This is a genomic window from Vibrio sp. 1CM8B (assembly GCF_023161685.1).
Lineage (GTDB): Bacteria > Pseudomonadota > Gammaproteobacteria > Enterobacterales > Vibrionaceae > Vibrio > Vibrio coralliirubri.
Window position 1 is genome coordinate 116,437 of record NZ_JALNTU010000012.1, and the last position, 16,952, is coordinate 133,388.

At 45.6% G+C, this 16,952-nt stretch carries 18 protein-coding genes; 12 read left to right on the plus strand and 6 right to left on the minus strand.

Translation table 11 applies throughout. The features are described 5' to 3' along the window. The first annotated feature begins 38 nt into the window (after positions 1–38). From aroQ to fis, 6 genes are all read left to right on the plus strand, one after another. Entirely contained in the window at positions 39–488 is a 450-nt protein-coding gene (gene aroQ / locus MSG36_RS19320; protein ID WP_010435475.1) for a type II 3-dehydroquinate dehydratase, read from the plus strand. Between the two features lie 74 nt (positions 489–562). Further along, positions 563–1,015: an acetyl-CoA carboxylase biotin carboxyl carrier protein gene (gene accB, locus MSG36_RS19325; RefSeq protein WP_248369331.1), complete on the plus strand. Its 453-nt coding sequence runs from the start codon at positions 563–565 to the stop codon at positions 1,013–1,015. Positions 1,016–1,030: 15 nt separating this feature from the next. Then, a complete protein-coding gene (gene accC, locus MSG36_RS19330; protein ID WP_017062706.1) occupies positions 1,031–2,374 on the plus strand; it encodes an acetyl-CoA carboxylase biotin carboxylase subunit in 1,344 nt (447 codons plus the stop codon). A 169-nt stretch (positions 2,375–2,543) separates the two neighbouring features. Next, positions 2,544–3,431, plus strand: a complete 888-nt coding sequence (gene prmA, locus MSG36_RS19335; RefSeq protein WP_017055901.1) for a 50S ribosomal protein L11 methyltransferase — start codon at positions 2,544–2,546, stop codon at positions 3,429–3,431. A 141-nt stretch (positions 3,432–3,572) separates the two neighbouring features. Continuing rightward, positions 3,573–4,541, plus strand: a complete 969-nt coding sequence (gene dusB, locus MSG36_RS19340; RefSeq protein ID WP_032546269.1) for a tRNA dihydrouridine synthase DusB — start codon at positions 3,573–3,575, stop codon at positions 4,539–4,541. 23 nt (positions 4,542–4,564) lie between these two features. Beyond that, positions 4,565–4,861, plus strand: coding sequence for a DNA-binding transcriptional regulator Fis (gene fis, locus MSG36_RS19345; RefSeq protein ID WP_004729744.1), 297 nt, complete (start codon positions 4,565–4,567; stop codon positions 4,859–4,861). 89 nt (positions 4,862–4,950) lie between these two features. Here the strand turns inward: fis and zntR are convergent, their stop codons facing one another. Continuing rightward, a complete protein-coding gene (gene zntR / locus MSG36_RS19350; RefSeq protein WP_048612394.1) occupies positions 4,951–5,391 on the minus strand; it encodes a Zn(2+)-responsive transcriptional regulator in 441 nt (146 codons plus the stop codon). A 325-nt stretch (positions 5,392–5,716) separates the two neighbouring features. Here zntR and purH point away from each other — a divergent pair, with 325 nt between their 5' ends. Both purH and purD read left to right on the plus strand, forming a co-directional pair. Further along, positions 5,717–7,309, plus strand: a complete 1,593-nt coding sequence (gene purH, locus MSG36_RS19355) for a bifunctional phosphoribosylaminoimidazolecarboxamide formyltransferase/IMP cyclohydrolase (RefSeq protein WP_050642902.1) — start codon at positions 5,717–5,719, stop codon at positions 7,307–7,309. A gap of 181 nt (positions 7,310–7,490) precedes the next feature. After that, positions 7,491–8,780, plus strand: a complete 1,290-nt coding sequence (gene purD / locus MSG36_RS19360; RefSeq protein ID WP_248369333.1) for a phosphoribosylamine--glycine ligase — start codon at positions 7,491–7,493, stop codon at positions 8,778–8,780. 182 nt (positions 8,781–8,962) lie between these two features. On the opposite strand, the gene MSG36_RS19365 is transcribed toward purD, so the two are convergent. Together MSG36_RS19365 and hupA are read right to left on the minus strand one after the other, a co-directional pair. Further along, positions 8,963–9,661, minus strand: a complete 699-nt coding sequence (locus MSG36_RS19365; RefSeq protein ID WP_048605466.1) for a DUF1481 domain-containing protein — start codon at positions 9,659–9,661, stop codon at positions 8,963–8,965. A 47-nt stretch (positions 9,662–9,708) separates the two neighbouring features. Next, a complete protein-coding gene (gene hupA, locus MSG36_RS19370) occupies positions 9,709–9,981 on the minus strand; it encodes a nucleoid-associated protein HU-alpha (protein WP_004729753.1) in 273 nt (90 codons plus the stop codon). Positions 9,982–10,251: 270 nt separating this feature from the next. On the opposite strand from hupA, the gene MSG36_RS19375 reads away from it, so the two are divergent. Continuing rightward, a complete protein-coding gene (locus MSG36_RS19375; protein ID WP_048612398.1) occupies positions 10,252–11,430 on the plus strand; it encodes a hemolysin family protein in 1,179 nt (392 codons plus the stop codon). An 80-nt stretch (positions 11,431–11,510) separates the two neighbouring features. Here MSG36_RS19375 and MSG36_RS19380 read toward each other — a convergent pair whose 3' ends face one another. Continuing rightward, the gene (locus MSG36_RS19380; protein ID WP_017062699.1) at positions 11,511–12,098 is read right to left on the minus strand and encodes a DUF416 family protein; all 588 of its coding nucleotides are present in this window, start codon (positions 12,096–12,098) and stop codon (positions 11,511–11,513) included. A gap of 71 nt (positions 12,099–12,169) precedes the next feature. On the opposite strand from MSG36_RS19380, the gene MSG36_RS19385 reads away from it, so the two are divergent. Then, positions 12,170–13,096 (plus strand): D-2-hydroxyacid dehydrogenase, encoded by a 927-nt coding sequence (locus MSG36_RS19385; RefSeq protein ID WP_050647076.1) that lies wholly within the window; start codon positions 12,170–12,172, stop codon positions 13,094–13,096. Further along, positions 13,096–13,689: a uracil-DNA glycosylase family protein gene (locus MSG36_RS19390; RefSeq protein ID WP_248369335.1), complete on the plus strand. Its 594-nt coding sequence runs from the start codon at positions 13,096–13,098 to the stop codon at positions 13,687–13,689. The genes MSG36_RS19385 and MSG36_RS19390 overlap by 1 nt, the downstream gene beginning before the upstream one ends. A gap of 103 nt (positions 13,690–13,792) precedes the next feature. Here the strand turns inward: MSG36_RS19390 and hemE are convergent, their stop codons facing one another. Beyond that, positions 13,793–14,860 (minus strand): uroporphyrinogen decarboxylase, encoded by a 1,068-nt coding sequence (gene hemE, locus MSG36_RS19395; protein WP_017060530.1) that lies wholly within the window; start codon positions 14,858–14,860, stop codon positions 13,793–13,795. A 299-nt stretch (positions 14,861–15,159) separates the two neighbouring features. Then, complete coding sequence (gene nudC, locus MSG36_RS19400) at positions 15,160–15,969, minus strand: NAD(+) diphosphatase (RefSeq protein WP_122082771.1); 810 nt, start codon at positions 15,967–15,969, stop codon at positions 15,160–15,162. A gap of 165 nt (positions 15,970–16,134) precedes the next feature. Between nudC and MSG36_RS19405 the strand changes: the two genes are divergently transcribed. Next, entirely contained in the window at positions 16,135–16,632 is a 498-nt protein-coding gene (locus tag MSG36_RS19405) for an Rsd/AlgQ family anti-sigma factor (RefSeq protein ID WP_017096512.1), read from the plus strand. Positions 16,633–16,952: the final 320 nt, after the last annotated feature.

The window sequence follows — 16,952 nt, forward strand, 5'->3', positions numbered from 1 at the left end:
TCACGTTCGTAAACACGATAAAGGAAGATAGCCCCACGATGTCTACAAAGTTTCGCATTCTAGTTTTAAATGGCCCAAACCTTAACCTGTTAGGCCTTAGAGAGCCTGCACATTACGGTTCTCAAACACTTGACCAGATTATTAGCTCACTGACCGAGCAAGCGAAAGCACACGATGTTGAGCTATCTCACTTACAGTCAAATCGTGAGTATGAACTGATTGAAGCGATCCATAGTGCGTATCAAAATGTTGATTTTATTATTATCAACCCAGCAGCCTTTACACATACCAGTGTGGCACTGCGTGATGCACTACTTGGCGTTGCCATCCCGTTTATTGAGGTTCATCTATCGAATGTTCACGCACGTGAACCATTCCGTCACCACTCTTACCTATCTGATAAAGCAGAAGGTGTGATTTGTGGCTTAGGTGCCCAAGGTTATCAATTTGCTTTGACCGCTGCGCTCAGCAAGCTCAACTCAAAGTAAACATAAACAACGAACTATTACTAACCTACTCAGTCATAGAGTAAGTTCAATTAACAGATAAAGAGAAAGAAACAATGGATATTCGCAAAATCAAAAAGCTAATCGAATTGGTTGAAGAGTCTGGTATTTCTGAGCTAGAAATCTCTGAAGGTGAAGAGTCAGTACGAATCAGTCGTAACAGCACTGCACCTGTAGCACCTGTTCAATATGCAGCTGCGCCAGCACCTGTAGCGGCAGCAGCTCCTGCGGCGGTACCTGTGGCAGCAGAAGCAGCGGCTCCTGCAGTTCCAGCTGGTCACCAAGTTCTTTCTCCAATGGTTGGTACTTTCTACGGCGCTCCAAGCCCAGACGCAAAACCATTCGTTAAAGTTGGTCAATCTGTAACTGCTGGCGAAACGCTATGTATCGTTGAAGCAATGAAAATGATGAACCAAATCGAAGCTGATAAATCTGGTGTTGTAACAGCTATCCTAGTTGAAGACGGTCAACCAGTAGAATTCGACCAAGCTCTAGTAATTATCGAATAATAGAGAGCACTCATTATGTTAGATAAATTAGTAATCGCGAACCGTGGTGAGATTGCACTGCGTATTCTGCGTGCATGTAAAGAGCTTGGTATTAAAACGGTAGCGGTTCACTCAACAGCTGACCGTGACCTTAAGCACGTACTGCTTGCAGACGAAACCATTTGTATCGGTCCAGCTCGTGGTATCGATAGCTACCTAAACATCCCTCGTATCATCAGCGCAGCTGAAGTGACAGGTGCAGTAGCTGTTCACCCTGGCTACGGCTTCCTATCTGAAAATGCAGACTTTGCAGAACAGGTAGAGCGCAGTGGCTTTATCTTTGTTGGCCCTAAAGCTGAAACCATTCGCATGATGGGTGACAAAGTGTCAGCTATCACGTCAATGAAAAAAGCTGGCGTACCTTGTGTACCAGGTTCTGACGGCCCTCTTGACGACGACGAAGCAAAAAACAAAGCGCACGCTAAGCGCATTGGCTTCCCAGTTATCATCAAGGCTTCTGGCGGCGGCGGCGGTCGTGGTATGCGTGTTGTTCGTTCTGAAGCAGAACTAACAGAAGCTATCGCGATGACTCGTGCTGAAGCAAAAGCATGTTTCAACAACGACATGGTTTACATGGAGAAATTCCTAGAAAACCCACGTCACATTGAAGTACAAGTGCTTGCAGATGGCCAAGGCAATGCTATCCACCTAGGTGAACGTGACTGTTCAATGCAGCGTCGTCACCAGAAAGTTGTGGAAGAAGCGCCAGCTCCAGGTATCACTGAAGAGATGCGTAAGTACATCGGCGAACGCTGTACTCGTGCATGTATCGAGATCGGTTACCGCGGTGCAGGTACATTTGAATTCCTATACGAGAACGGTGAGTTCTACTTCATCGAGATGAACACTCGTATCCAGGTTGAACACACGATTACTGAAATGGTAACGGGTATCGACCTAGTGAAAGAACAGCTACGTATTGCAGCTGGTCAGCCTCTATCATTCACTCAGGATGACATTAAGCTGCGCGGCCACTCAATCGAATGTCGTATCAATGCTGAAGATCCAGTTCGTTTCCTACCTTCACCAGGTAAGATTGAACGTTTCCACGCACCGGGCGGCATGGGCGTACGTTGGGAATCTCACATCTACACGGGTTACACAGTACCACCACACTACGATTCAATGATTGGTAAGCTGATCACTTACGGTGAGAACCGTGATGTTGCTATCGCTCGTATGAAGAACGCATTGGGTGAAATGATTGTTGAAGGTATTAACGTTAATACCGAGCTTCAACTGTCTATTATGAACGACGAAAACTTCCAACACGGTGGTGCAAACATCCACTACCTTGAGAAGAAACTTGGTTTGTCATAATCCGTTCGTGTAAGAACAGTCAAATGCTCACTTCGGTGGGCATTTTTGTTTTTTAGCCGCCGAAAAACTCAATCTTTAATCCCCATTATATTCCGTGGGGTTTTGGTGAATTTGCTCATATTTTCTGCTAGACTCGCCATCCAATTTTTCTCATATAGAAGATGCAGCCATGCCTTGGATTCAAATCAAGCTTAATGCTACCAATGAAAATGCCGAACAAATCGGCGACATGTTAATGGAAGAGACTGGTGCTCTTTCTGTAACTTTCCTGGATGCACAAGATACCCCTGTATTTGAGCCTCTGCCGGGCGAAACTCGCCTTTGGGGTGATACTGACATTCTCGCGCTTTACGACGCTGAGACTGATACTGGTGTCGTTCTAGCGCAGATTAAAGCAAGCAACATGTTCCCTGCAGACTTTGCTCATAAAGTAGAGCAAATTGAAGACAAGGATTGGGAACGTGAATGGATGGACAACTTCCACCCAATGAAGTTTGGTGAGCGTTTATGGATCTGCCCTAGCTGGCGCGATATCCCTGAACCTGACGCTGTTAACGTAATGCTAGACCCAGGCCTTGCATTTGGTACAGGTACTCACCCGACAACGGCATTGTGTCTTGAGTGGCTTGAAGGCTTAGACCTTGCAGGCAAAACCGTGATCGACTTCGGTTGTGGCTCAGGCATCCTAGCGATCGCTGCGATCAAACTAGGCGCGGCAAAAGTTATCGGGATCGACATTGATCCTCAAGCTCTGCTTGCATCAAAAGACAACGCACAACGCAATGGCGTTGCTGAGCAACTCGAGGTGTTCTTGCCACAAGATCAACCGGAAGGTTTGCTAGCAGACGTTGTTGTAGCCAACATTCTTGCGGGTCCATTACGTGACCTTTCTGGCATCATCAAAGGCCTAGTTAAGCCAAATGGTGTACTTGCGATGTCGGGTGTTTTAGATACACAAGCAGAAGATGTTGCGACTTATTATCGTGATGAGCTTCACATTGATCCGATCATCGAACAACAAGAATGGTGTCGAATCTCAGGTCGCAAGCAAGGCTAGACAAGACTTTGGGCGCTAATTGACTGAAATTTAAACAAATTACAAAAACAAATTGTAAATGCTCAAATATTAGTCTTTTCACGCAGCGAAAAAATGCGTAAAATGCGCGCCCTTGCTGGTACAGAACTGTGATGACATTTTTTGAAAATCGGAAATTATCAACTTAAGAACAATCTAATCGTCGCTCCTATGGCTGGCGTAACGGATAGACCATTCCGTGAGTTGTGTCTTCGCTACGGTGCGGGGATGGCAGTCAGTGAAATGATGTCCTCCAATCCGAAAGTTTGGAAAACGTCAAAGTCTCAGCAGCGCATGGTACATGAAGGCGAATCGGGCATTCGTTCAGTACAAATCGCTGGTGCAGATCCACAGCTTATGGCCGAGGCTGCTCAATTTAATGTCGATAACGGTGCGCAAATCATCGATATCAACATGGGTTGTCCAGCCAAAAAAGTGAATAAGAAGCTTGCGGGCTCAGCCTTACTACAGCATCCAGAACTCATTGAAGACATTCTGAAAGCGGTGGTAAATGCTGTCGACGTTCCAGTAACGTTGAAAACGCGCACGGGCTGGGATACAGACAATAGAAACTGTGTCCAAATCGCGAAAATAGCCGAAGACTGCGGCATACAAGCTCTTGCGCTCCATGGAAGAACTCGCGCTTGTATGTACAAAGGTGAGGCAGAATACAAACACATTAAAGCAGCGAAACAAGCAGTATCTATTCCGGTTATCGCTAACGGTGATATCGATAGTCCGGAAAAAGCGAAGTTTGTGCTGGAGTACACCGGCGCTGATGCTTTAATGATAGGTCGACCTGCCCAAGGACGTCCTTGGATTTTTAACGAAATCCTACACTATTTGGAAAACGGCACCACGATGGACCCACTCCCGATTTCGGAAGTGAAAGACATCATGCTTGGTCATGTGCACGCTCTACATGAATTTTATGGAGAGTTTTTAGGCCCTCGCATCGCTCGTAAGCATGTGGGTTGGTATCTAAAAGAACATGAACAAGCGAGTGAGTTTCGCCGTACCTTCAACGCATTCGAAGCAGGTGATCTGCAGCTTGAAGCGCTAGAAGGTTTTTTTGATAACGTTGCACCATAATTACGAGAAGAGCTAGACCGAATATGTTCGAACAAAATCTGACTTCAGAAGCATTGACAGTAACTACAGTTACATCACAAGACCAAATCACGCAGAAGCCACTACGTGACTCAGTTAAAGCATCATTGAAAAATTACCTTGCTCAATTAAACGGTCAAGAAGTCAGCGAGTTATACGAATTAGTATTAGCTGAAGTTGAACAGCCACTACTAGACACTATCATGCAGTACACTCGCGGTAACCAAACTCGCGCAGCAACCATGATGGGTATTAACCGCGGTACTCTTCGCAAGAAACTTAAAAAATACGGCATGAACTAATCGTTCTTTCGTAATTTATTGAATTGAAAGCCAAGCTCATTGTTGAGTTTGGCTTTTTTTTGGCTTGTCGAACCGTGATAGGTGGCTGATTACTCTCCTGTGCGACAACAGCGCCCTTTGTCGACATTTGCGGAATCCAAGGCTGCCAGAATAGAACAATGGCTTGCATCGTCGTCCACGTGGCCGCAACACGCATCATTAATCTTCTTAAGTGCGGTGCGAATCTTAGTTAACTCAGTGATCTTCTCATCAATCATCTCTAATTTTGCTGAGGTAATCGACTTAACTTCGGCGCAACTGTGCTGTGTGGCCTCGAGGCGAATCTCAAGCAATTCTTTAATCTCGTCCAAACTCAGCCCCAACGCTTTAGATTTGAGAATAAAGGTCACCTGTTTCTGGTTATTTTCATCATATAGGCGATAGCCCGACTCACTGCGACTGGCTGGCGCGATCAGGTTATTCTTCTCATAAAATCGCAAGGTATCGGCTGTCACACCGCATCGCTTCGCTAATTCACCGATCTGAAACATGTTTTTTCCTACTGTTTCGTCCATTCCACAATTAACCTTATCGTTACTTTTCAGGCTGAAATGGCACTTTTCATAATTAATTTTGAGATGCCAAACGATTGCGCGAGCTTTTTTGTAATAAATTAGTTAGAATCTGCGCCATCAAATTTGGAGTTGGTTATCTTATAGCTTAATCATAAGACTAACCCAAAAGGTCTTTACCAAAACTGGCCAATATTTTATCTCTTACTGGTATCTAAGATAATCCACGCTAAGAAGATAGAAACAAGTTCTTTTTTGGCAAATATCTTTATTTTAACCCCATGAATTTGAGGAAGATGGAAGCATGAATAACGCTCGTCCAATTCGCCGCGCTCTAATCAGCGTATCAGACAAAACTGGTATCGTTGAATTTGCACAAGCTCTTGCTAACCGTGGTGTAGATATCCTATCTACCGGTGGCACTGCTCGCCTGCTTGCTGAAAAAGGCATCTCTGTTACAGAAGTATCTGACTACACTGGTTTCCCAGAAATGATGGATGGCCGTGTTAAGACTCTGCACCCAAAAGTTCATGGTGGTGTTCTAGGCCGTCGTGGTCAAGATGATGACGTGATGGAAACTCACGGTATCAACCCTATCGATATGGTTGTTGTAAACCTATACCCATTCGCAGAAACCGTTGCTAAAGAAGGTTGTACCCTTGCTGACGCTGTTGAGAACATCGACATCGGCGGTCCAACAATGGTTCGCTCTGCTGCTAAAAACCACAAAGACGTGACTATCGTTGTTAACGCACACGACTACGAGCGTGTTGTGGCTGAAATGGACGCGAACGAGCAATCTCTAACGCTAGAGACTCGCTTCGACCTCGCTATCGCAGCATTCGAGCACACCGCTTCTTACGACGGCATGATCGCAAACTACTTCGGCACTATGGTTCCTAGCTACGGCGAGAACAAGGAAGGAGACGAAGAGTCTAAATTCCCTCGTACGTTCAACCAACAGTTCGAGAAAAAACAAGACATGCGCTACGGTGAGAACAGCCACCAAGCAGCAGCATTCTACGTTGAAGCAAACCCTGAAGAAGCATCTGTTTCTACTGCTCGCCAAATTCAAGGTAAAGCCCTTTCTTACAACAACATCGCTGACACTGACGCAGCACTTGAGTGTGTGAAAGAGTTCGACCAGCCAGCATGTGTAATTGTTAAGCACGCTAACCCATGTGGTGTAGCACTAGGTGAAGATATCCTAGAAGCTTACGACCGTGCATTCAAAACAGACCCAACGTCTGCATTTGGCGGCATCATCGCTTTCAACCGTGAGCTAGACGCTGCAACAGCAACGGCTATCACTGAGCGTCAATTCGTTGAAGTTATCATTGCACCATCAGTTTCTGCTGAAGCAGTAGCAATCGTAGCGGCTAAGAAAAACCTTCGCCTACTTGAGTGTGGTGAGTGGACGACGAAGACAACTGGCTTTGACGTGAAACGCGTTAACGGTGGTTTGCTAGTTCAAGACCGCGACCAAGGCATGGTGTCTGAAGATGACCTTAAAGTGGTTTCTAAGCGCCAACCTACAGCTGAAGAGCTAAAAGATGCTCTATTCTGCTGGAAAGTAGCGAAGTACGTTAAATCTAACGCTATCGTTTACTCGAAAGGCGATATGACGATTGGTGTAGGCGCTGGTCAAATGAGCCGCGTTTACTCGGCGAAAATCGCAGGCATCAAAGCTGCAGACGAAGGTCTACAGGTTGAAGGTTGTGTAATGGCATCTGACGCGTTCTTCCCATTCCGTGACGGTATCGACGCGGCAGCAGAAGCTGGCATCAAGTGTGTTATCCAACCGGGCGGCTCTATGCGTGATGACGAAGTTATTGCAGCAGCAGACGAACACGGCATGGCGATGATCTTTACAGGCATGCGTCACTTCCGCCACTAATTTCCTCTTCGTATTTGGCACTGTGGCGTCGTTAGCTGCTTTCGCCCACCCCGGTCACATAGCGGACTATGCTCCCGGGGATGGGCTCAATTGCTGCCTAGCCACATCACCAACTACTTTGAGCAAGACTTATAACTTTGTTTTTTTAAATATTTAGATATTTGAGATTAAGGATTTTACAATGCGAGTTTTAATCATCGGTGCTGGCGGTAGAGAACATGCTTTGGGTTGGAAAGCAGCACAGAACCCAAACGTTGAAACAGTATTCATCGCTCCAGGTAACGCAGGTACTGCACTTGAGCCGAAACTTGAAAACGTAAACATCGGCGTTGAAGACATCGCTGGTTTAGTCGCGTTTGCTCAAGAGAAAAAAATCGAACTGACTATCGTTGGCCCTGAAGCGCCATTAGTTATTGGTGTGGTTGACGCATTCCGCGAAGTGGGTCTTCCTATCTTTGGTCCAACTCAAGCGGCAGCACAGCTTGAAGGTTCGAAAGCATTCACTAAAGATTTCCTAGCTCGTCATGACATCCCAACAGGTTACTACGCAAACTTCACTGAGATTGAGCCAGCTATCGCTTACGTACGTGAGCAAGGCGCTCCAATCGTAGTAAAAGCTGACGGTCTTGCGGCGGGTAAAGGCGTTATCGTTGCGATGACCCTTGAAGAAGCTGAAGACGCAATCAAAGACATGCTAGCGGGCAACGCATTTGGCGAAGCTGGCAGCCGCGTGGTTATCGAAGAGTTTCTTGAAGGCGAAGAAGCAAGCTTCATCGTAATGGTTGACGGTTCTAGTGTTCTTCCTATGGCCACCAGCCAAGATCACAAACGTGTTGGCGACAAAGACACGGGTCCTAATACTGGCGGTATGGGTGCTTACTCTCCAGCTCCAGTTGTGACGCCTGAAATCCACAACCGTATCCTTGAGGAAGTTATCTACCCAACGGTACGTGGTATGGACGCAGAAGGCGCACCTTACACAGGTTTCCTTTACGCAGGCCTAATGATCGATGCTGACGGCACACCTAAAGTTATCGAATACAACTGCCGCTTCGGCGATCCAGAAACGCAACCTATCATGATGCGTATGGAGTCAGACCTTGTTGAACTTTGCCTAATGGCTATCGACGAGAAACTAGACGAAGCAGAATCAAAGTGGGATCCACGCGCTTCTATCGGTGTTGTTCTTGCGGCTGGCGGTTACCCTGGTGACTACGCAAAAGGTGACGTTATTTCACTACCAACAAGCGAAGTTGAAGGCCAAAAGATTTTCCACGCGGGTACGACAAATAACGAAGCTGGCGATGTGGTGACAAACGGTGGTCGTGTACTTTGTGCAACGGCACTGGGTAACACGGTTTCTGAAGCTCAAGAGCGCGCTTACGCGTTGACGAAGCAAGTTAGCTGGAATGGTATGTTCCACCGCAATGACATTGGTTACCGTGCGATTGCGCGCGAGCAAGAGCAGTAATCAATCTTGTTACTCGCTTACTTTCCATAACAGTAAACAAATGACAGTAAGCAAATAACAGCAAAAGGCGCCTCGATAGGCGCCTTTTTTATTACTCAATCTTTCTAGGAATCTACGCCTGTACAGACAAATCAGCACCAGGCCTACAGTAGGCCAAATACTCTCAACCCTTTGATTACTCGCTATTCTTTCAATAATGATGGCCTAACGACACAATCATGGCTGTCTTCAGCCAGCATCAGTAACTCTTCCACGCTCATCTTACCCAGTGAATCACTGCCAAGAAACGCCGCATAGCTTTCCACAGATGCCAATCGGTCGATCACGAAGCTTGGTAAGGTCTGGTTAAATTCAATACGATCAAATTCACCACCAGCGCACGTCTTAAAAGAACTGCCATCCCAGTAACCCTGAACTAGTCTGAGCCCTTCGTCATTTTGCTTCATCGTAGTCTCTAGAACCGACTTAGCTTCTTTCTGGTAGTTTTCGAGTTGCTTAGCTTGGATAGGTAAGATTTTGCTATCAATACGATACTGTTGATACACAGCTTCGCCTGACTTATTGAAACGCACATGGACTCGATAAGGAACCAGCTCATTAGAAGAGTTACGCTGCTCGCCTTCACGAATGAATTCACGAAGCACGCCTTCTGACCAAGCATAATCAGTTTGGTACCAGCCGTAATCGCCGACAGTGACGTAGTCAGCTGAAGTATGAGGTTGTGTCAGCTTGTTTGTAACCCAGTAGAAACTTGTCGCGTCGCCCATGACTTGGCCGCCGGTATGAGTTTCAAATTGCTCTAGGTTTTTGCGAGGGCTTGTTGAAGAACAGCCAATAAGAAATGTAGATAATAGTGAAACGAGAAGAAATGCTTTTTTCATAAAAACCTGTACCGAGGTGGAATACGACTACCTCGGTACAGTTTAGATTATTTCACTGAATCTTTCAGCGCTTTACCTGCAACAAATGCTGGAACATTTGCAGCAGCGATTTGGATCTCATCACCAGTTTTTGGGTTACGACCAGTGCGAGCTGCACGGTGGTTTACTTTAAAAGTACCAAAACCAATTAGCTGAACTTGATCGCCATCTTTAAGAGCATCTGTAACACCGCCAAGAGTCGCTTCTAGAGCAGCTTTAGCTTGTGCTTTAGAAAGGTCCGCTTTTTCAGCAATAAAGTCGATTAATTGAGTCTTGTTCATTTTAGGTTTCCCTTCTTTGTATTTTTGAATTCAATTCACTCTAAAACATAAATGCCCCATCTGGCAAAGGTTTGTCGTCGATCTTTAGCTCTAATGCCGTAGTTTTAGCCATAATATGAGTAATAACTCACAATTTGTTACTGATTTTATTAAGCAAGCCCTTGTTTAAAAGGGGCTGAGGGCAAAATTAATGATGACCTAGCTACTACTTTTTCACTATAATCCACGCTGAATCGCTGCTAAAGCGTACAATTTAATTTAAGGGCAAACATGCTGCTGCTAACTATTTATGTCTCCATTGCTATTGGAGTTTCTTTCATTTGTTCTGTTTTGGAAGCTGTACTTTTGAGTATTAGTCCGAGCTACATTGCTCAACTAAAACAAAATGGGCACCCTGCAGCAGAGTCTTTAGACAAACTGAAAACAGATATTGACCGCCCGCTTGCGTCAATTTTAACGCTCAACACCATCGCGCATACTATCGGTGCTGCGACAGCAGGTGCACAAGCGGCTGTCGTTTTTGGTAGCCAATGGTTAGGTGTCTTCTCTGCCGTGCTAACGCTGGGTATCTTAGTTTTGTCTGAGATTGTTCCAAAGACCATTGGTGCAACCTACTGGCGTCAACTTGCTCCTGCTTCGGCAAGCGTACTGCGTTGGATGGTGTTCTTCCTAACACCGTTTGTCTGGTTCTCAGAACAGATCACCAAACGTCTTGCTCGTGGTCACCAAGCACCAAAAATGCGTGATGAGCTATCTGCAATGGCAATTTTGGCAAAAGAGAGTGGCGAGTTTGCAGAAGGCGAATCAAAAATCCTGAGCAACCTACTGGGTATTCAAGATGTACCCGTGACTCAGGTAATGACGCCGCGCCCAGTGGTATTCCGTGTTGATGCGGAAATGAGTGTGAATACGTTCCTAGAGCAACATAAAGACACGCCATTCTCACGTCCGCTGGTTTACAGCGAGCAGAGTGACAACATCATCGGTTTTGTTCACCGCTTAGAGCTGTTTAGATTGCAGCAAGCCGGTTGTGGCGAAAAAGCTCTGGGTGAGGTAATGCGCCCTATCCATGTATTGCTGAACAACATGGGCTTGGCTAAGGCCTTTGACCAGATGATGGCAAACCGCCTGCAACTGTCTTTAGTTGTGGACGAATACGGCACTATTCAGGGCATCATCACCCTAGAAGACATCTTTGAGCACCTAGTAGGCGAAGAGATTGTCGATGAAGCGGACAAGACGACTGACATGCAAGAACTGGCGTTCCAACGCTGGGAAAAGTGGAAAGAGACACACGGCGTTATCGAAAACCGCGATGACGAGGACGAGCTAGAGGAAGAAACTCCAGCAGACAACGACTCTTCAGATGCAAAATCAACGGATGACGACGCATCAAAAGATAAGGCATCAAAAGACAAAGTGCAGAACGAAGACAAAAAAGACGCTTAATCTAAATTTGATACCGTCAGATACAACAAAGGCTCCCTAGGGAGCCTTTGTTTTTATTCGTACCTTGGTGCAATTGCGAATTATAGCGCAACACCAATGTTACTGACTGGGTCTTCACGCAGTTCGTGGCGTAGGTCCTTGATCAGCTCTAAGTCACGCTCAGTCGTTTCACGTAGAGGTCGGAAAATGGCCCACTGAACGTCCCACTCTTCACACACCGCTTCGTTTTCTTTCTGGTTTTCGTTCGTCACTTCTTCAGCGCCTTGAGCAAACTCAAGCTCAGCAACCGTCTTCACCGATTGTTGACTCACTTTAATTACCGCTTCCAACATATGTTCACGGTCAAGCAGACCATGAATTAGCGTTGCTAGGCCTTGGCATGCGTCCATTGCTGGGTAAACACCATAAAAATCAAAATCATCACCGCTAGGGAATAGCTCTTCAACCTTCTCAAGTTGACGCTCAAAGTTCACCTTTGCTGTTTTAACCGTCAGGATTTCCCAAATGCTATCCAAAACATCACGATAGATTCGAGCTTCCGCAAATTCTGTATTCTCACAAAACATGGCATAGTTAGGGTACATACGCTCACATAGACACGCCATAAAGGTAATTTGTTGCCAAGGTTCTAACTTTTCTAGACGAACCTGCAGTGGATTCTGAAGCATAGTCACTCAATAATTGCAGAAAAAGACAGCGAAAGTGTACTTGATAAACCCTGGGGGGAAAAGGTAAGCCGATGAACAATTTTACGAATAAGCTCTATATTCTTACTGAGCATGACGATACCTATACGCAACTGATTCTAAACCAGGATTTACCCGACCTAGAAATCACTCAAAACCCCGAATCAGCACAGATTGTCTTGGCGTCACCACCTCTAATCGCAGAACGCCTCGGCGAGTTTAAAGAGCTAGACTGGGTACAGAGTACCTATGCCGGAATCAATAAACTCACTCAGCCAGATCTGCGTCAGGACTATACGCTAACCAACGTCAAAGGCATCTTTGGCCCGGCTATCGCAGAATACGTATTGGGTTACACAATCAGTCACTGTAGACACTTCCCTCATTACCACCAGCATCAACAACAACGAAACTGGCAGCCACAGCTTTATACTAGCCTAACTGACAAAACTATGGTGATTTTAGGAACAGGTTCAATCGGCAGTCATTTGGCAAAAACCGCGGCGGCTTTTGGTATTCATACCATAGGTGTCAACCGTACCGGCATCCCATCCAAACAAGAAACCTTTAAAGAGACTTTCCACATCAATGAGATAGAGGCTGCCCTTAAGCAGGCCGATATTGTGGTCAACACCTTGCCATCAACCGCTGAAACCTATCAGCTGTTGAACCAAACCACGTTAGGTTACTGCTCGAATGTACTGCTGTTTAATGTCGGTCGAGGGGAAAGCATCGACAATAAAGCCTTGTTGCTCGCCATAAAAAACAGATGGGTAGAACACGCATTTTTAGATGTGTTTGAAAGTGAACCCCTCTCTCAGGAACACCCTTTTTGGAAACTACCGCAAGTCACCATCACTCCACACATCGCAGCACTCAGTGAGCCAAGACAAGTAGTCGAGATCTTCGCAGAGAATTACAAACAGTGGCGAGATGGCTTTACACTTAATCATGTCATCGATTTTGATAAAGGTTACTGATGTCCTCTTCGTTACTTAAAGAGATTCGACAATGCCGAGCTTGTGAGCCTCACCTATCACACGGTGCTAACCCCGTGATTCAAGCACACCCAAACGCGCGCTTACTGATCATAGGCCAAGCGCCGGGGATTAAGGTGCATGAGTCGTCGATCCCTTGGAATGACGCCAGTGGCGAACGATTAAGAGAATGGTTAGGGATAGATAGCGACACTTTTTACGACGAGCAAAAAGTCGCGATTGTGCCTATGGGGTTTTGTTATCCGGGGAAAGGGAAAAGTGGCGATCTCCCACCACGCAAAGAGTGCGCGGGGCTTTGGCACAACAAAGTGCTGCAATCTTTACCCAATATTCAAATGACACTGCTGATTGGCCAGTACGCACAAAACCATTACCTAACAAACAAAACCACCAGCACATTGACCGAAACCGTGCGTGATTGGCAAAGGTGGGCGCCTGAGTTTTTGCCATTACCCCACCCTTCGCCACGCAATAATATCTGGCTCAAGAAGAACCCTTGGTTTGAAAATGAAGTCATTCCTTATATCAGGAAACACATCTCTGAGCATTTGGCCTACCATGATCCAAATACCTAATTAACTGCACACAACAAGATTAAACCTCCATCAAATGCCAATTTCAGGCAATAAAAAAGCGCCGTTGGTTTCCCAACAGCGCTTTCAATCATCTTACTCAGAATTACTTGTGGTAAGGCTTAGATAATTCGTGAACAGCGTCAACGAATACACCAGCGTTCTCTGGCGGTACATCTAAGTGGATACCGTGGCCTAGGTTAAATACATGACCTGTACCACCGTCGCCGAAGCCTTCAAGGATGCTACCCACTTCTTCGCGAATACGTTCAGGCTGAGCGTAAAGCATTGAAGGATCCATGTTACCTTGCAGAGCAACTTTGTCGCCGATGCGAGCTTTTGCATCTGCGATGTTGATTGTCCAGTCTAGACCAACCGCATCACAACCTGTTGCTGCGATAGACTCAAGCCACATGCCGCCGTTCTTAGTGAACAGAGTAACCGGTACTCGACGACCTTCGTTTTCACGGATTAGGCCATCAACGATTTTGTGCATGTATTGCAGTGAGAATAGGTTGTAGTCACGAGGGGTCAGTACACCACCCCATGTATCAAATACCATTACCGATTGAGCACCCGCTTTAATTTGCGCGTTCAGGTATTCGATAACACTGTCAGCCAGCTTGTCTAGAAGCAGGTGCAGCGTTTGTGGTTCTGCGTACATCATCTTCTTGATCTTAGTGAATGCTTTAGAGCTTCCACCTTCAACCATGTATGTCGCTAGAGTCCATGGGCTACCAGAGAAACCAATCAGTGGCACTTCGCCTTTCAGGTCTTTACGGATCTGACGAACGGCATTCATTACGTATTGAAGCTCACCTTCTGGATCAGGTAGGCCAATCTTCTCTACGTCAGCTTTACACGTGATAGGACGCTCAAACTTAGGACCTTCACCTGTTTCAAAGTACAAACCTAAGCCCATTGCATCAGGGATAGTTAGGATGTCTGAGAACAAGATTGCCGCATCAAGCGGGAAACGACGTAAAGGTTGAAGTGTTACTTCTGATGCCAGTTCCGCGTTTTTGCACAAAGACATGAAATCGCCCGCTTCAGCGCGCGTTGCTTTGTACTCAGGAAGATAGCGGCCAGCTTGGCGCATCATCCATACCGGTGTGTAATCAACAGGCTGTTTTAAAAGTGCGCGTAAATAGCGATCGTTTTTTAATTCGGTCATTCCGTTAAATTCCAATTCAATCTTGTCTAGTTTTGATGGCAAGTATTCTAACACTGATTGAAGGGTAAAAGCTGTGTGCTTTGCAACCTAGATCAAGTTATTAACTTTTAAATCAATGCTTAATTTGCACCCAATTACGGGAGCATGTTAAAAATTTGTTCGCTAGCGAAAATTACAATTATAACATCTGAGTAGTCACTACTCAGCATCTCATAACGACATCTTACTTACCCCCTCCACTTGTGGAGGGTTTTTTTTAGCTTTTGACCACCCATAGGCCAAATACTATCACAGGCAGATTAGTGCTCTAGCATCGGCTCCGTCACACCATCTTTCATCACGTCATCAACTGTTTTCTCAATCAACTGTCTCGCAATGGTTCCAACAGGAGCAACATCAGGTAGGCTTGTTACGTCAAACCATTGAGCATCCGATAGCTCGCTGTAGTCAGGCTTAAGCGTACCACCAGCATAATCTGCGAGAAAGCCCATCATCATACTCGATGGAAACGCCCATGGCTGGCTGCCAAAATAACGAATATTATCGACATCGATACCCGTTTCTTCTTTGACTTCTCTTGCCACACACTGCTCTAAGGTTTCTCCGACCTCTAGGAAGCCCGCTATCACGGTATACATGCCTGTTTTATGTCTTGGGTGCTGCGCAAGCAATATCTTGTTGTCGTTTCGTACAGCGACAATGATGCACGGGAATATACGAGGGTAATGAAGTGTGCGGCAATCTCCACACTGCATCGCCACCTGGTTATGATTGAGATGATTTCGACCACCACACTGAGGGCAAAAACGCATACTTTGAGTCATATGCCCATATTGGATGGCTTTGCTTGCAGTCAAGAAACTCACTTCAGGCCAGTGCAGTAACTCTCTTAGGCTAACCATGCTCAGCTCATTCTCCACATCACAATCGTTGAGCCAATACACCTTGCGACCTTGATGCTGACCAATACAGATTGCATGCTCCACACTCAGCCCTAGCTCTTCAGCAGAGCCAAACGGAAACTGATCATTATTAACCCAAATATCACTACCAGAAACGACGCACCAATAAGCTTGCTCTGTCATTTTGTTATCACTTTTTTTTAACATCCCTATGCCTCATTGCTTGCAGTTCGTTCATTTTACTGGCAATCTAATTTCATACTAGAGTTGTAGCAGAGAATATTTCAAGCTATTACTTTTAGTAGCTACCAATAAAACGGACCCTGCTTAGGCAATTACTTGATCACAAGGTTGTGATCAGATCATGAGGACATGGTCATGCTAAATAAATTCAAACAAATACAAGAACAATGGGGTGGCTCTAATGAGGTCATCGATCATTGGCTCGAAACTCGACAGTCTCTAATCGTTGAGTATTGTAAGCTAGGTGCCTTGCAGCCAGCTAGCAACGGGCAATCAAACGTTGTTGAACTCCCTTCTCCCAAAGAAATAAGCTCATTCTGCGATCATGTTGTCGATTATATCTCAGAGGGTCATTTTAAGATCTACGATATGGTCATGAAAAAATGGCAAGCAACAGGCTTTAAAACCAATGACGAGATTGATACAACTTACGCGAAGATCGTACTTACAACCGAGCCGCTTCTAGAGTTCAATGATAAGTACGTTAAAGTAAATGCAGACGATGAGTTGCCTAACTTCGAAGGAGATATGTCAAAAGTAGGTGAACTACTCGAAGTACGTTTTGAAGTAGAAGATAATCTTATCCAGCTTATTGCAGACAGTTTAGCGATTCCACCAGGCGCTTAGTTAGCCGAATCCTTAATAAGCTTGCCTCTGTGCAAGCTTTTTGTTTTGTCTGTAAGCTTATCCAAACTACCCAGAACCTTTCAGACAGAGCTTACTCGCTCGCCCTGACCTTTAGCCATAAGCATATGGTTACAGCCCTAATCAGCCTAATCATCTCTACCCTTTATCTTACTGGCCTCAAAGAGCACTCTTCAGGACATAAATCCAACTCCACCAGCTAGATAAGCACACCTATCACTTTATAAGTTCATAGCTAAATACCAATACGCCAGATACAAAAAAGGCACCCGAAGGTGCCTTTTTCTTATCTCTTAGAGACT

What these genes read in the sequence shown, in the direction of transcription:
- aroQ (WP_010435475.1), top strand. Translation starts at nt 39, where the DNA reads ATGTCTACAAAGTTTCGCATTCTAGTTTTAAATGGCCCAAACCTTAAC.
- accB (WP_248369331.1), top strand. Translation starts at nt 563, where the DNA reads ATGGATATTCGCAAAATCAAAAAGCTAATCGAATTGGTTGAAGAGTCT.
- accC (WP_017062706.1), top strand. Translation starts at nt 1,031, where the DNA reads ATGTTAGATAAATTAGTAATCGCGAACCGTGGTGAGATTGCACTGCGT.
- prmA (WP_017055901.1), top strand. Translation starts at nt 2,544, where the DNA reads ATGCCTTGGATTCAAATCAAGCTTAATGCTACCAATGAAAATGCCGAA.
- fis (WP_004729744.1), top strand. Translation starts at nt 4,565, where the DNA reads ATGTTCGAACAAAATCTGACTTCAGAAGCATTGACAGTAACTACAGTT.
- zntR (WP_048612394.1), bottom strand. Translation starts at nt 5,391, where the DNA reads ATGTTTCAGATCGGTGAATTAGCGAAGCGATGCGGTGTGACAGCCGAT.
- purH (WP_050642902.1), top strand. Translation starts at nt 5,717, where the DNA reads ATGAATAACGCTCGTCCAATTCGCCGCGCTCTAATCAGCGTATCAGAC.
- purD (WP_248369333.1), top strand. Translation starts at nt 7,491, where the DNA reads ATGCGAGTTTTAATCATCGGTGCTGGCGGTAGAGAACATGCTTTGGGT.
- MSG36_RS19365 (WP_048605466.1), bottom strand. Translation starts at nt 9,661, where the DNA reads ATGAAAAAAGCATTTCTTCTCGTTTCACTATTATCTACATTTCTTATT.
- hupA (WP_004729753.1), bottom strand. Translation starts at nt 9,981, where the DNA reads ATGAACAAGACTCAATTAATCGACTTTATTGCTGAAAAAGCGGACCTT.
- MSG36_RS19375 (WP_048612398.1), top strand. Translation starts at nt 10,252, where the DNA reads ATGCTGCTGCTAACTATTTATGTCTCCATTGCTATTGGAGTTTCTTTC.
- MSG36_RS19380 (WP_017062699.1), bottom strand. Translation starts at nt 12,098, where the DNA reads ATGCTTCAGAATCCACTGCAGGTTCGTCTAGAAAAGTTAGAACCTTGG.
- MSG36_RS19385 (WP_050647076.1), top strand. Translation starts at nt 12,170, where the DNA reads ATGAACAATTTTACGAATAAGCTCTATATTCTTACTGAGCATGACGAT.
- MSG36_RS19390 (WP_248369335.1), top strand. Translation starts at nt 13,096, where the DNA reads ATGTCCTCTTCGTTACTTAAAGAGATTCGACAATGCCGAGCTTGTGAG.
- hemE (WP_017060530.1), bottom strand. Translation starts at nt 14,860, where the DNA reads ATGACCGAATTAAAAAACGATCGCTATTTACGCGCACTTTTAAAACAG.
- nudC (WP_122082771.1), bottom strand. Translation starts at nt 15,969, where the DNA reads ATGTTAAAAAAAAGTGATAACAAAATGACAGAGCAAGCTTATTGGTGC.
- MSG36_RS19405 (WP_017096512.1), top strand. Translation starts at nt 16,135, where the DNA reads ATGGTCATGCTAAATAAATTCAAACAAATACAAGAACAATGGGGTGGC.